This is a genomic window from Bacillus sp. AFS031507, from assembly GCF_002584635.1.
In the GTDB taxonomy this organism is placed as follows: domain Bacteria; phylum Bacillota; class Bacilli; order Bacillales; family Cytobacillaceae; genus Neobacillus.
The window spans coordinates 263,279-276,971 of sequence record NZ_NUOW01000003.1 but is presented as its reverse complement, the minus strand read 5'-3'; the positions used below and the strand labels follow the sequence as shown (position 1 = coordinate 276,971).

Here is a 13,693-nt window from a genome sequence, read left to right as displayed (position 1 = left end):
CAGTACAATTGTTATTAGAGTGTGTATGCAAATGTATTTTATACACCCCTTTCTCGTCAAGATTTGATATGATAAGGAAGAGTTTGAGAGGTGTAAAACGTGAACTTTAACTATCCAAACGGAAAAAGGTATGTACCAAGAGAACAGAACACAGAAAATATCAATAAAAAAAAGAAAAATGGCTCTTATAGTAACAGAGGAATGACACTTGAGGAAGACTTAAATGAGACAAATGAATATTACCGTGCGAGAAAAGTAGCTGTTATTCATAAAAAACCAACGCCGGTCCAAATTGTCCAGGTTGATTATCCGAACCGTAGTGCTGCTGTAATTAAAGAGGCATATTTCAAACTAGCCTCCACCACGGATTATAATGGTGTTTATAAAGGAAAGTATATTGATTTCGAAGCTAAAGAAACACAGAACCCTTCCTCTTTTCCATTAAAGAATTTCCATCAACACCAGATACAGCATATGGAAGAAGTACTGGATCAAGGAGGTATTTGTTTTGTTATCCTTCGTTTTACAAGATATGAGCAGGTTTTTTTACTCGATGCAAAACACTTGTTAACATTTTGGAAACGAATGAATAATGGCGGCAGAAAATCGATAACCAAAGAGGAAGTGGAACAACAAGGACATCAGATCCCACTTGGTTTTCAACCGCGAATTGACTATATTAAAATTATAGATAAGTTTCATAATTGAGAGAAGGCTCGAAAGGAAGGAATATTACCATGTCAGAACAGTACCAATCAAGAGAGGAGCGCCGAAAGAAACTCCAAACCAAAGGTAAACCAAAAACCAAGAAAAAATCCGGTGGATTAATAAAGAAAATTTTTCTAACATTAGTGGCCCTTGGTATTATTGGAATACTTTCGGGAGTGGGGACTTTCGCCTACTTAGTAAAGGATGCTCCCGTACTTGACCCAAAATTATTAAAAGATCCAATCCCTTCGAAGATTTTAGATAAAGATGACAAGTTGATTACTGAAGTAGGTGCAGTTAATCGGGAATATGTAAATTACAAAGACATACCACAAGTAGTTGAAAATGCCATTTTGGCAACCGAGGATTACCGTTTCTACAAACACCATGGTATTGACCCGATTCGATTAGGCGGTGCTGTGTTAGCTAATATCCAACATGGATTTGGTTCTGAAGGTGCCAGCACCATCACACAACAAGTGGTTAAAAACTCATTTTTAACTCCTGAAAAAACCTTAAAGCGGAAAGTCGAAGAAGCCTGGCTCTCTTATCAGCTTGAACAGCAATATACTAAACACCAGATTTTCGAGATGTATGTAAATAAGGTTTATGTTTCTGAAAATAGCCATGGTATTGCAACTGCAGCAAAAATCTTTTATGGAAAAGAATTAAAAGATTTAACATTATCAGAGGCTGCCCAAATTGCTGGGATGCCGCAAAGTCCTAATAATTATAATCCTTTTGATCATCCAGATTTAGCTGAAAAGCGACGAAATATCGTCTTAACATTAATGCATCAGCATGGTTATATTTCAAAACAAGAAATGGAAGATGCGAAAAAGGTTTCTGTTAAATCAACTGTATTAAATGAAAAGCAGCGTCAAGTAAAAGAAAAACCATTTGATTCCTTTGTTGATGCTGTTATTGATGAAGTGAAAGAAACGTCTGATTTTGATATCTTTACAGATGGTTTAACGATCCATACGACTCTGGATCCAGATGCGCAATCATATGTAGAAGACATTCTTAATAAATCAGACATTATTGATTATCCAGATGATGAATTCCAAGCTGGGGTTGCTCTCCTTGATACAAAAACTGGAGAAATTCGGGCAATTGGAGGCGGAAGGAACCAAAAAGTAAAACGTGGGTTTAACTATGCCATCGATACACAACGTCAACCAGGTTCAACAATCAAGCCTGTGCTTGATTATGCTCCCGCGATTGAATATTTAAATTGGGGAACTTTTGAAATGATTGAGGATAAACCAATAACCTATTCATCCGGGAAAAAGTTTGGGAACTGGGACCAAAGCTATAAAGGACCGATGACGATTAGAACAGCACTGCAATTATCACGAAACTCACCAGCGGTTCAGGCTCTACAGCAAGTTGGTCTTGATAAAGCCAAAGACTTTGCAATTGGTTTAGGTATTCCTTTAAAAGAAATTTTTGAATCCTACGCAATTGGCGGTTTTAAAACGGGGGTTTCCCCACTTGAAATGGCTGGTGCCTATAGCGCCTTTGGCAATAATGGCATTTATACAAAACCACATGCTATTAGAAAAATCAAGTTGCGTGATGGAACCTTTATTAGCACGGAACCTGAACCAAAAGTGGTAATGAAAGATTCGACCGCTTTTATGATTACCGATATGTTAAAAAGTGTCCTCTTATCTCCTGGGACAGGAACAAGGGCGAAAGTTCCCGGACTTCCAATCGCCGGTAAAACCGGTACAACGAATTATACTGATGAGGAAATACAAAAATGGGGTATTCCGAGCAGCAGGTCCGTTCCTGATGCCTGGTTTACTGGATATACAACTAATTACACTGCGTCTATTTGGACAGGATACAAAAACCGAAGTACACCCATCAACGCGGTCGGAAATAATCAACGTTTAGCCCAATTAATTTTTAAAAACTTAATGGAACATGTATCAAAGGATATAGATACACCTGACTTTACAATGCCAAACAGCGTTCAAAGTGTAAGTATTGAAAGAGGCTCGATGCCGCCGGTATTGGCAAGTAAATATACCCCTGGAAGTCAAGTTATTACTGAGTATGCTGTGAAGGGACATGCACCTAAGCGTGTCTCCCAAAGGTATGACAAGCTGAATGCTCCAAAAAAACTAAATGCCAAATATGATGAAGTAAATAAAAATATTAACTTAACATGGGATTACAATAATTCCAACAATGCAAATGTTACTTTCTCTGTAACGGTAAATAGCGGGACTGGTCAAAAGCAATATAATCAAGCAGGAACATCTTTAAGCATACCTGCGGTACCTGGTACTAAATATTCTTTCACGATTGTAGCAATCAGTGGTGATCGAACAAGTGACCCAGCAACGGCATCTATTGACATACCACTACCTATTCAAGAAGAAAACCCAGGTAATACCAATCCTGGCAATGGTACAAATCCTGGTAACGGTAACGGCAATGGAAACAATGGGAATGGGAATGGGACCGGTAACGGCAATGGAAATAGTACTGGTACTGGGAATGGCAACGGTACTGGTCCTGGTCCTGGTCCTGGTACTGGCGATGGTAACGGTACGGGTAATGGAACAGGAACTGACAACCAAGATGACGGCGTTACTACTCCACCAGATACCCCAGTCGACAATGGGACAGTAGATGGAGCAAATTCAGGTACATCTACAACATTACCCTAACTAAAATGAATAGTAAAAAAGCGTCTAACCTTTAGGTTTAGACGCTTTTTTTAGTATACTTCTTTTCGAATACAGCTTTTCTTGCTCCACCATTAACTCTGATAACTGGCGATAGGAATGATATAGATTAGGTCTAGACATGATAAACCCTAACCGTTCTTCCACATTAACAGGTTTAAACTCAAATTTATTAGAGTTAAAAGGTTCATCCAGAGTTGCAGGCACTTCATTTGACCAAGCCAAGAACTGAATAAAAATTAGAATTCCCTTTTCCATCAGCACTTTTGCATTTTCATAATCTCGTTCACGAAATAAAGCTTCGAGTTGGACCTTACTATTTTCCCATTCCTTCAGTAGGTTGGAAATGTTCTCAACCTTTTTATCCATTGATAGAAACCTGACCTTTCATCCGCTTTTTGCCCTCCCTACATAGCTCTACTAGTGGGCAGCTTGGACATTGTGGATTTTGGGCTTTACAATGATAGCGGCCGAAAAATATCAAGCGATGATGTGTAACTGACCATTCGTCTTTTGGAATCTTCCTCATTAATGTTTTTTCCACTTCGAGTACAGAATCCTTCCATCGGCAAATCCCTAGACGCTTACTCACTCTTTCAACGTGAGTATCTACTGCTATAGCAGGTACATTAAAAGCAACGGACACAACTACATTTGCTGTTTTCCTGCCCACACCAGGCAGCTTTGTTAACTCATCACGATCCATTGGGATTTCACCTTTATACTCTTCTAATACCATTCGGGAAAGGCTTTGAATGTTTTTAGCTTTATTTCGGTAAAGGCCAATCGAACGAATGTCGTTTTGTAATTCTTCTAGTGAAACCTCAAGATAATCCTCAGGTGTTTTGTATTTTTCAAATAACGATTTAGTCACTTTATTTACGAGCACATCGGTACATTGTGCCGATAAGGCCACAGCAATGACTAGTTCGAATGGATTTGAATGATTTAATTCACAGTGTGCCTCTGGAAACATCACACCCATTTGATCAAGGCAATAACGGATTTGGGTATTATTCAACATTACAATCACCTACTACTATTAAAATGAATAAAACGAGAGATAATTCCCTCGTTAATCAAGACTATTGTTCTAACCAATTGTAAAAGGGCACAGTCGGTTGATGTGTTTCACCCTTCACAGTTCCTTTAGGTGTTTGCTTTTGACGAAATTTAAGTCCATGGGTTTTCGCTTGCTCTATCGTTTTTATCCCATTTTTCTTCCACTCAAAAAGAATTCTATCAATATACCGGAAGTTTAATTTTCCAGACATTACAGCTTCCCGTAAGGCTGCTTTGATAATAATTGGGTCGTGATGATCATCATCCATCCACATGGCTAGGGATTCACATTCAAATGGAGATAACGGTCGGCCAAATTCCTTCTCAAAACAAGTATAAAGGTCGGTTTCGTCAGCCTTCTTATCAATTTCCTTGTTATCTTTATTATTTTTCAAGAAATGTTCGACAAGTCTTTCCCATAAAGGGATGACAGAATACTTTTCATATCGGATGCCTTCGTTCGTATATTCATCGGTAATTTCGATAAAACCTCTTTGGATCAACCTTCTAAGCATTTCATTACATTCCGAAATGGATATCGTCATTCGTGCAGATAACTCATCTGGTGTAGGAAATTCATGCCCCTTTTCTAAAAAGGTTAGTATATTTAATAAAAGAACTAGTTCATATTCATTTAAATTTAGACTGCGGTATTCAGAAAATAATAATGTTGGAACGGTGATATTACCTTCTTGAATCCATGCTAAAAAGTTTGTTTTCATCATTTGGACACCTCCAGTTAAGTATACCATGAACAAATTATCGGAGTAAGAGATTTAGGCATCCATCTTTGGTAACTAAAAGCAAAAAGCCTGCAGACCTTAGCAGACTTTTACGCTTTTAATTATTGACAATGCTTGATTTGGATGTAACAAATTGGTGGATTCTCTCCACTGCTTTTTCCAATAATTCTAAAGAAGTTGCATAGGAAAGTCGAATGTTATCAGGAGTCCCAAATCCTGAACCAGGGATAACAGCGACCTTAGCATCGACCAGCAAGGCTTCAACAAAAGCATCAACATTTTGATATCCTGTCAATTCAGCAGCTTTCTTTACATTTGGATAAAGGTAAAATGCTCCTTGCGGTTTCACACATGTTACACCGGGAATCGCTACTAGTTTATCAAAAATAATTGATAATCTTTTTTCAAATGCCTGGCGCATATCTTCTACTGGCTGTTGAGAGCCATTGTAAGCAGCGATTGCTGCATACTGGGCTGTAGTTGTCGGATTAGATGTACTATGGCTTGCGAGGTTTGTCATCGCCTCAATAATTACTTTATTTCCACCCGCGTACCCGATTCTCCAACCTGTCATCGAATGTGATTTAGAAACACCATTAATTACAATGGTTTGGTCTTTAAGTTCAGGAGAAAGTTGTGCGATCGAAACATGTTTATTTTCCCCATAAACTAGCTTTTCATAAATTTCATCTGAAACAATGAGAATATTTTCCTCAAGACAAACTTTGCCTAACTCATAAAGTTCTTCTGCTGTATACAACACACCCGTTGGATTGCTAGGTGAATTTATTATAACAGCTTTTGTATTTTTCGTAATGGCGCTCTTTAATTGTTCTGGGGTTACTTTAAATTGATTTTGCTCTAATCCTTCGATATACACAGGAACGCCGCCTGCTAATTTGACTTGCTCTGGATAGCTGACCCAATATGGAGTAGGGATTATAACCTCATCACCATCATTTAATAGGACTTGAAATAATGTATAAAGAACGTGTTTAGCTCCATTTCCTACAATGATTTCATTCAGTTTATATGTTAACCCTTGGTCCGCTTCAAATTTCTTAATAATTGCTTTTTTTAATGCAGGTAAGCCTGCTGATGGGGTATACTTCGTATGCCCTTCATTCATGGATTGTGACGCAGCATCTAAAATATATTGTGGAGTATTAAAGTCAGGTTCACCTGCTCCCAAACCGATAACGTCTTCCCCTTGCTCCTTTAATTCCTTTGCTTTTGCAGTAATTGCTAATGTTGTTGAAGGTGTAAGTGCCTTCACTCGATTTGCTAATTCCATTACCATAAATATTTCCTCCATTCTCCATCACATCTATAGGTTTTCGATTTTCTTTAGCCATTCACCTGTGTCAAAGTGAACATAGTAATAATTTATTAAATTATTATTAGAACGATAATATATTTCCCACAAGGGGATATTTTTTTCCATGCCAAGTCGCACTGAAATAACCTTTTTAGGACTTTTTTCTTGTAAAAGTTTCTGAATGGCTTCTTCTTTCGATAACCCATCCTTTGCTTTTTTCACGTAAACTTTTTTACTTTTTTCAGGAATCCAAACGATGATTTTTTCACCTTTTTTATTTTTTCCCTCAATGACATTAACAGTTTCTATGCCATTATATATATGAAAATCCTCAACTTCTTTTATAGATATTTCCTTGTTGGCTAGTGCAACCGCTTTTTTCTCTGCAGCTTTAACAGGATCCACAGATGTGAAATACACTTTTATTAATAAACCAAAAATCACTACTATAAATATTACTATAAATATAATCCACTTTTTCATTAAGCACTCACTTCTTTATGTACGATAAATGGTAAAAATCGCTGTATTTTTATCTTCTTGATCAAGTGCCAGTCCAAACATAAGATCTTTTTGCTTCAAGGTTCGATTAAGGGCATCAACAATTTTATACAAATCCGGACTGTGCTGGATTTTTACTGTTGATAACACTTCAATTTTACTTTCCATCCCTTTTCCTCCAATATTTTCCTATTTCTCTACAATAATTGATAAATCTCAACCATTATTATAACAGGTGGAAGCAAAAAGCGGGTCAGTGATTATATGAATTTTTCTAATTTTTTCTTAGTTATCCTCTTCAACAGGGATCGTTATTACTTCATAGTTTGAATCAGTGAATTTTATCGTGACGGTACCATGTTTTTTGGTAGTATAGATTTCTGACCAAGTTTCATGGAGATCGACAAGAATGTCAGGGTCATGCTCCTCTTCTTCTGGTGCAAATAGAATGGAAATTTGCGGATTTAAATACTGGATTAATTTTTCAGATAAAGAGTCATCCATTGCACAATTAGGAATCTTAAAAACATTAATATTCTCCAAATTCTTCTTCATCAAGGTTTCCTCCGCATGTGGTGTAAATGAAGTCATAAGGAAAATGCGGTGATTAAAAAAATCCAGTGTCAAATCCATGCCCTCATTGGGTTCATTTCCAACAAATTCGACCACTGCAGTCAATTCCGGAAGAATGGTTTTTTTTGTGCCCTCACCCCAGGTGACGACTGCAGGTTTATTTGGTAAGCTTAGTTTATTTGTTATTTGGGTAGATAACTCCGGTGTTGTGATAATTTCTTTAATATTATACTTCGTTATTAGCCTATTCATTTGTTTTTCTGAAAGCTCTAGTTCGTTCTTTGTAAGAATTAGCTTCGAAATTTCCTTCACATCGTAAAGATAAAGCCATCCTTCCAATTCTGCATCCGTCTTTTTCTTACCGGCATTTACCAAGATATTTTCACCATTTGAGCCTTGAATAAGGGTTGAATCACCTTCTGACAGGCCTAAAAAAGTAACAGCAACTTCATGATCCTTAATATTTAAATCAATGTTTTCAATATTATTTAAAGTAGTCGTCTTTGATGCCTCTACCATGAGTGTCGATTGAATGAATATGGCCATTATTAATAGTAAGGTTCTCATGACACACCTCCCATAATATAGGATGTGTTTTTTACCAAATATTATCCAGTATATTAAATAATTGGTCCAACTGATTTATTATAACCAAGAGTCAATAATTTCAGCTAAATCAACCATCTTACCCTTTTTTATAGGAACATTGGGAATTGATTTCAAAAAGGCCTTCCCATACTTGGTCGTTACAATTCTTTTATCAAAAACCACAATAATTCCACGGTCATTTTCCGTACGAATTAACCGACCAAATCCTTGTTTAAATCTAAGGACCGCTTCTGGTAGTGAGTATTCAGAAAAAGCATTACCCCCGCGTTTTTCGATTAACTGACATTTTGCCTCTGTTAAAGGTTCATCAGGGGGGCTAAATGGGAGCCTAACAATTACAAGGCAGGATAAGTCCTCACCAGGTATATCTACCCCTTCCCAGAAACTACTTGTCCCTAGCAATAATGCCTTATCATACCTCTGGAAATTTCTAGTAAGCCTAGTTCGGCTGCCACTGGTTATCCCTTGGGCAATCATTGCATAGTCATGCAAAAAACCACTTTCTTTAATTAGTTCATAAGTTTTCTTTAGCATGTCATAGGCGGTAAATAGAAGCAGCATTCTTCCTTTTGTTGCCTCTGCAATTGTGATGATATGCTCAGTAATTGATATGACATAATCTTCTAACGATACCGTGTTTATTTCTGGTAGGTCTTCTGGTATTAAGAGTTGAACCTGTTGATTATATTCAAATGGCGAAGGAATGTTCAACTGTATCGTTGAAACTGGATCAAGTCCAATTTCCTTCATGATATAGTCAAATGATTTATTCACAGTCAAAGTAGCAGAAGTGATCACTACCGCTTTTTTAAGTTGAAAAAATTGTGCATTTAGTTGGTCGGCCACAGATGCTGGCTGAGCTATAAAGGTTGTAACATTTTGCGGTGAACGAATATCTATTTCAATCCATTTAACATCGTTCGTTTTTTTAATAAAGGAATGAATAACCGTGTCCCTTAATTCCGATAGATCATTTAGAAAGGATTGAATTTCTTCCATTTTATTTTCTTGGGAACGTGTTAACAAATTACTTTCCCTTTTGATCCATTCGAGTCGTTCAATAATGACTGAATGAAGATCCTTAAGTAAAAAGGCAAACCTTTCTGCACTGTGTACAAGTGCCTTTTTTTCTTTTACCTCGTCTTGAAGAGAAAAGCGCACCTTGGCACGGTTAATTCCTCTTTTATTTGTAAGCTTGGCTTTTGCAAAAATAGCAATCAATTGAAAAAATTCGTCTGTTTCAAAAGCAAGGTCAACATTTATTTGATTTAACTTAGTTGCAGGTGTAATCACCTCAGGTTTCCTTGGTACAGAAGCAACTAGCTTCTCCAATTCATAAAAAAGCTGTTTTTGTTCTAAAACACCAAATTGCCCCAATAAGAGCCGGGTGGATAAGTAATCTAATGTATGACCAAAAAACTGACTTGCTACTTTTTCAAAATGATGTCCTTCATCAATGATAGCAAAAGAAAAATCGGGCAAAATTGTGCCTTCTCCTTTAATATCACTTAATAGCAAAGAGTGATTGGTAATAATAATATCGGCAGTTTGCACATTTCTTTTGGCCTTCAAATAAAAATCTCTTTCTTGCCAAGCTTGGTTCTGCATAAACATAGCGGGTTCGTTCTTAATTTTATTCCAGAATATTTGCCCGCCGCTTGATAGGTTTAACTCATCCCGATCCCCTGTTTCTGTTTCAATCAGCCAAACAAGAATTTGCATTTTGGTTAACCCTGTATCGTAATTATCATTATCATCTGCAAGTGTCTGATTAAACTTTTCTAAACTAATATAATGATTCCTCCCCTTGAGGAGCACAGAATTAAGCTTAAAGGGCAAAATTTTATCTAAGATTGGGATTTCATTTTTTAAGATTTGTTCTTGTAACTGAATGGTATGCGTGCTCACTACAATAGGAAGCTCTTTTTGCCTTGAAAAGTAGGCAATCGGCAGCAGGTACCCAAGTGATTTTCCGACACCGGTTCCAGCTTCAATCAATGTATGGTTTTCATTTTGAAAGGATTGATACACAGTATCCATCATGTTAAATTGGCCTGTCCTCTTCTCAAAGGCTGCAAAGGCTTGTTTTACTAACTCGGTTTTTTCATCCTCACTTGCAGGATATTGATATTCTTTACCTTTATTCATCTTTCCTGACTGCTCAGGAAGCCTTTTTAAGGCTATCCCCTTAAAAATCTCGAACGACTCCGAAAATTGTTCAATCGTGTCATCTTTGTTTACGAGTATTTCATCAAGAAACTGCTGTAGATCACTTTTGAGACCGCCAGAAAGATGTGCAAGCTGTTTTAGCGTTACTCTAGGTAAGGATGTCAAACGATCTAAAAGAATTAAGAAAAGCTCAGCAGTTACCTGTGCATCACTATCAGCTTGGTGGGGGCGATCATGATTAAGATTTTCTTTCTCTGCTAAATCCGATAACTTATAACCATCAGCTGTCGGATAAAGTATTCTTGCCATTTCCACCGTATCAAGGACAGGGCCAAAGAACCCTTCCTGACCTGATTGGATTAATTCTTCCTGAAGAAAAGACAAGTCAAATAAAACATTATGTGCAACAAAATAAGCCCCATCCAGTAAAGTCATGACCTTTTCTGCTATTTCCGAAAATAGGGGAGCATCCTTCACCATGTCATCATTTAAGCCGGTCAATTCTTCAATAAATATTGGAATGGATTTTTTCGGATTTATTAATGACGAAAATTTTTCTGTGATTTTTCCATTTTCAATGACCACAGCAGCGAATTGGATGATTTTGTCACCCTTTTTTGGAATGTTTCCCGTTGTTTCCAAATCAATTACGACGAATTTATTTATCATTTCATTAACACCCCAAACCTTCGTTCATTAAAACGGTATCACATTATCTTCAAAAGAAAAAGTAAACACTACTAGGATGCTTCCCATTCTACCATTATCTTTACGATCTTTTTTATATTTAGGTTATGTCAAACTTGCCTGTTGATTTCCGCTCCAGGCGCTTCGCTTTCCGCGGGCGGGATCGGGGAGCCACCTCGTCGCTTAAGCGACTGCGGGGTCTCCCTTGCCCCGTATTCCCGCAGGAGTCTCGCGCCTTCCTCTCCAATCAACAGGGTGCCAAATTAACTAAGAGCTTTAACTAAGCGTATATTTATTATATTAAACTGTCCATAAAAAAGAAAAATCCCCAAAATTGGGGATTACATGATGGTTAGGGCTGGTTCTGCATTGATTAGTTCTTTAACCCGATTGTCTTCATCCATGATCGCTACTTTTGGTTTATGTGCTGCTACCTTTTCTTCAGCAATAAGGGCGTAGGAAATGATAATAACGATATCACCTTTTTGAACCAAGCGGGCAGCTGCACCATTTAAACAAATGACTCCACTGCCTCTCTTGCCAGGAATTATATAGGTCTCTAGACGCGCACCATTGTTATTGTTAACAATTTGCACCTTTTCATTTGCAATCATTCCAACTGCATCTAATAAGTCTTCATCAATCGTGATACTACCTACATAATTTAGATTAGCCTCTGTAACAGTTGCTCGATGGATTTTTCCGTTCATCATGTTGCGAAACATTATATTCCTCCCCCGTTCTCTTTTTTCTATCAATCTATATTCGTAATGTAATTGTCTATTAATCGTACCTTCGTAAATTTTACAGCCAGTGCAATAATAATTGTACCCTCTAATTTTTCCAGTTGCTTTAATTGTGGATAGGAGTAGATTTGGACATAATCAATTGTACCCGTTGATTCATTGGTAATCATTTCACTAATCATACTAATTAATTTCGCTGGATTCCGCTCACCTTCATTAATTGCTGCCACTGCAGCTTGAAGGCTGTGATACAGTACAGGAGCTTCTTGTCTTTCCTTTGGCAGAAGATTAACATTCCGAGAACTCTTAGCAAGTCCGTCATTTTCACGAACGATATCGACTGCAATAAGTTCCACAGGAATATTAAAATCAGAAACTAACCCCTCAAGAACTGCCACCTGCTGGGCATCTTTTTTTCCAAAATAAGCTCTTGTTGGCATGATAATGTTAAAGAGCTTTGTTATTACTGTAGCAACGCCATCAAAATGGCCTGGACGGGATTTCCCACATAAAACATCCGTGCGATCACGGACGTTAACTTTAACTGAAGGTTCGTTTGGATACATTTCCTCAACGGATGGATGGAAGAGAAAATCGACCATTTCACTTTCAGCCAAGACGCGATCACGATCAAAATCACGCGGGTATTCAGCATAGTCCTCTTTTGGTCCAAACTGTAATGGGTTAACAAAAATGCTTAGGACAACGATATCATTATCTTGTCTTGCTTTATTTAAAAGTGTTAAATGACCTTCATGCAGAAATCCCATCGTTGGTACAAAGCCAATTGATTTTTCTTGGAGTTTATGTTTATTTATGATAGCCTGCATTTCCATAATGGTTGTGATAACCTTCATTTCGTACCTCCATAAAGCCCTTTCAGTTCCTGTTCCTTCATTGTGAAAGAATGTTTTTCTTCAGGAAACCGTTCATTTTTAACGTCTGCTGCATAGGCTTGAATTGATTCAATCATAAATGGATTGACAGCATGATATTGTTTGACGAACTTCGGTACGCGATTAACGCCATAGCCTAGAATATCATGATAAACGAGAACTTGGCCATCGACCGCAACTCCGGCTCCAATACCAATAACTGGAATAGAAATCAATTGGGCAACTTCCTCTGCCAGTTGTTTTGGGACACATTCAAGAACAATAGCAAAGGCACCGGCTTCTTCGCATTTCTTTGCATCTTGGATCAATTTCATTGCTGCTTGGGCATCTTTCCCTTGCACTTTGTATCCACCTAATATACCTACAGATTGAGGGGTTAACCCCAAATGGGCACAAACAGGAATACCGGCTCTGGTTAGAGCAGAAATTTTTTCAATAACATCATCTGCACCTTCTAGTTTAACTGCATGTGCACCCGTTTCTTGTATCAGTCTGGCAGCATTTAATAATGTATCCCGAACGGATAAATGATAAGTTAGAAAGGGCATATCAGCTAGAATAAATGTATCTTTTGCTCCACGTTTTACAGCTTTTGTATGATGGATCATGTCGTCAAGCGTTACTGGTATGGTTGAATCATAACCAAGGACTACCATCCCAAGAGAATCTCCCACCAATATAACGTCTACTCCCCCCTCTTCAGCTTGCTTAGCCGAAGGGTAATCATACGCGGTTAACATAACGATCTTTTCATTATTTTCCTTCATTTTCAAGAAATCTGTTGTTTGCTTCATCAACTTTCCCTCCTTTTATATGGGAGAGGGGATAAAAAGATTTTAAAAGAGCAAATAAAAAGATCCTTCTGAAGGCAGAGGATCCCAGTTACACTTTTAACATGCTTCATCCCTCTGTCCCGGTCCGCTATGCGGATCTAGGCAGAAACCTTTTTAATTGTTAGTTTCATAAAGGTGCAGTT

13 protein-coding genes are annotated in these 13,693 nt (G+C 37.6%); 2 read left to right on the top strand and 11 right to left on the bottom strand.

Features of this window, described 5'->3' with window-relative positions; translation table 11 throughout:
* The first annotated feature begins 99 nt into the window (after positions 1–99).
* Both recU and COE25_RS05285 read left to right on the top strand, forming a co-directional pair.
* Positions 100–708, top strand: coding sequence for a Holliday junction resolvase RecU (recU, locus tag COE25_RS05290; RefSeq protein ID WP_098931664.1), 609 nt, complete (start codon positions 100–102; stop codon positions 706–708).
* Between the two features lie 29 nt (positions 709–737).
* Complete coding sequence (locus COE25_RS05285; RefSeq protein WP_098931662.1) at positions 738–3,395, top strand: transglycosylase domain-containing protein; 2,658 nt, start codon at positions 738–740, stop codon at positions 3,393–3,395.
* 24 nt (positions 3,396–3,419) lie between these two features.
* Here COE25_RS05285 and COE25_RS05280 read toward each other — a convergent pair whose 3' ends face one another.
* The 11 genes from COE25_RS05280 to panB all read right to left on the bottom strand — a co-directional run bounded on the left by COE25_RS05280 (position 3,420) and on the right by panB (position 13,511).
* Positions 3,420–3,782, bottom strand: a complete 363-nt coding sequence (locus tag COE25_RS05280) for a YpoC family protein (RefSeq protein WP_098931660.1) — start codon at positions 3,780–3,782, stop codon at positions 3,420–3,422.
* Positions 3,775–4,437, bottom strand: a complete 663-nt coding sequence (gene nth, locus COE25_RS05275; RefSeq protein WP_088088770.1) for an endonuclease III — start codon at positions 4,435–4,437, stop codon at positions 3,775–3,777. The genes COE25_RS05280 and nth overlap by 8 nt, the downstream gene beginning before the upstream one ends.
* A gap of 61 nt (positions 4,438–4,498) precedes the next feature.
* Entirely contained in the window at positions 4,499–5,200 is a 702-nt protein-coding gene (locus tag COE25_RS05270; RefSeq protein WP_179195912.1) for a DnaD domain-containing protein, read from the bottom strand.
* Between the two features lie 115 nt (positions 5,201–5,315).
* On the bottom strand, positions 5,316–6,512 hold the full coding sequence (locus COE25_RS05265) for a pyridoxal phosphate-dependent aminotransferase (protein WP_098931978.1): 1,197 nt from the start codon (positions 6,510–6,512) through the stop codon (positions 5,316–5,318).
* Between the two features lie 33 nt (positions 6,513–6,545).
* Entirely contained in the window at positions 6,546–7,019 is a 474-nt protein-coding gene (locus COE25_RS05260) for a cell wall elongation regulator TseB-like domain-containing protein (RefSeq protein WP_088088771.1), read from the bottom strand.
* A gap of 15 nt (positions 7,020–7,034) precedes the next feature.
* Entirely contained in the window at positions 7,035–7,205 is a 171-nt protein-coding gene (locus COE25_RS05255) for a YpmA family protein (RefSeq protein WP_088088772.1), read from the bottom strand.
* A gap of 117 nt (positions 7,206–7,322) precedes the next feature.
* Positions 7,323–8,177 (bottom strand): ComEC/Rec2 family competence protein, encoded by an 855-nt coding sequence (locus tag COE25_RS05250; protein ID WP_098931657.1) that lies wholly within the window; start codon positions 8,175–8,177, stop codon positions 7,323–7,325.
* Between the two features lie 78 nt (positions 8,178–8,255).
* Complete coding sequence (gene dinG, locus COE25_RS05245; RefSeq protein WP_098931655.1) at positions 8,256–11,057, bottom strand: ATP-dependent DNA helicase DinG; 2,802 nt, start codon at positions 11,055–11,057, stop codon at positions 8,256–8,258.
* Between the two features lie 359 nt (positions 11,058–11,416).
* Complete coding sequence (gene panD / locus COE25_RS05240; protein WP_098931653.1) at positions 11,417–11,800, bottom strand: aspartate 1-decarboxylase; 384 nt, start codon at positions 11,798–11,800, stop codon at positions 11,417–11,419.
* A gap of 29 nt (positions 11,801–11,829) precedes the next feature.
* Positions 11,830–12,678 carry a pantoate--beta-alanine ligase gene (gene panC / locus COE25_RS05235; protein WP_098931650.1) on the bottom strand — a complete coding sequence of 283 codons (849 nt, stop codon included), beginning with the start codon at positions 12,676–12,678 and terminating at the stop codon, positions 11,830–11,832.
* The gene (panB, locus tag COE25_RS05230; RefSeq protein WP_098931648.1) at positions 12,675–13,511 is read right to left on the bottom strand and encodes a 3-methyl-2-oxobutanoate hydroxymethyltransferase; all 837 of its coding nucleotides are present in this window, start codon (positions 13,509–13,511) and stop codon (positions 12,675–12,677) included. The genes panC and panB overlap by 4 nt, the downstream gene beginning before the upstream one ends.
* Positions 13,512–13,693: the final 182 nt, after the last annotated feature.

Excerpts from the sequence above, each read along its gene's own strand:
- panC (WP_098931650.1), bottom strand. The coding sequence starts at position 12,678 with ATGAAGGTTATCACAACCATTATGGAAATGCAGGCTATCATAAATAAA.
- COE25_RS05250 (WP_098931657.1), bottom strand. The coding sequence starts at position 8,177 with ATGAGAACCTTACTATTAATAATGGCCATATTCATTCAATCGACACTC.
- COE25_RS05285 (WP_098931662.1), top strand. The coding sequence starts at position 738 with ATGTCAGAACAGTACCAATCAAGAGAGGAGCGCCGAAAGAAACTCCAA.
- dinG (WP_098931655.1), bottom strand. The coding sequence starts at position 11,057 with ATGATAAATAAATTCGTCGTAATTGATTTGGAAACAACGGGAAACATT.
- COE25_RS05255 (WP_088088772.1), bottom strand. The coding sequence starts at position 7,205 with ATGGAAAGTAAAATTGAAGTGTTATCAACAGTAAAAATCCAGCACAGT.
- COE25_RS05260 (WP_088088771.1), bottom strand. The coding sequence starts at position 7,019 with ATGAAAAAGTGGATTATATTTATAGTAATATTTATAGTAGTGATTTTT.
- nth (WP_088088770.1), bottom strand. The coding sequence starts at position 4,437 with ATGTTGAATAATACCCAAATCCGTTATTGCCTTGATCAAATGGGTGTG.
- COE25_RS05265 (WP_098931978.1), bottom strand. The coding sequence starts at position 6,512 with ATGGAATTAGCAAATCGAGTGAAGGCACTTACACCTTCAACAACATTA.
- COE25_RS05270 (WP_179195912.1), bottom strand. The coding sequence starts at position 5,200 with ATGATGAAAACAAACTTTTTAGCATGGATTCAAGAAGGTAATATCACC.
- COE25_RS05280 (WP_098931660.1), bottom strand. The coding sequence starts at position 3,782 with ATGGATAAAAAGGTTGAGAACATTTCCAACCTACTGAAGGAATGGGAA.
- panB (WP_098931648.1), bottom strand. The coding sequence starts at position 13,511 with ATGAAGCAAACAACAGATTTCTTGAAAATGAAGGAAAATAATGAAAAG.
- panD (WP_098931653.1), bottom strand. The coding sequence starts at position 11,800 with ATGTTTCGCAACATGATGAACGGAAAAATCCATCGAGCAACTGTTACA.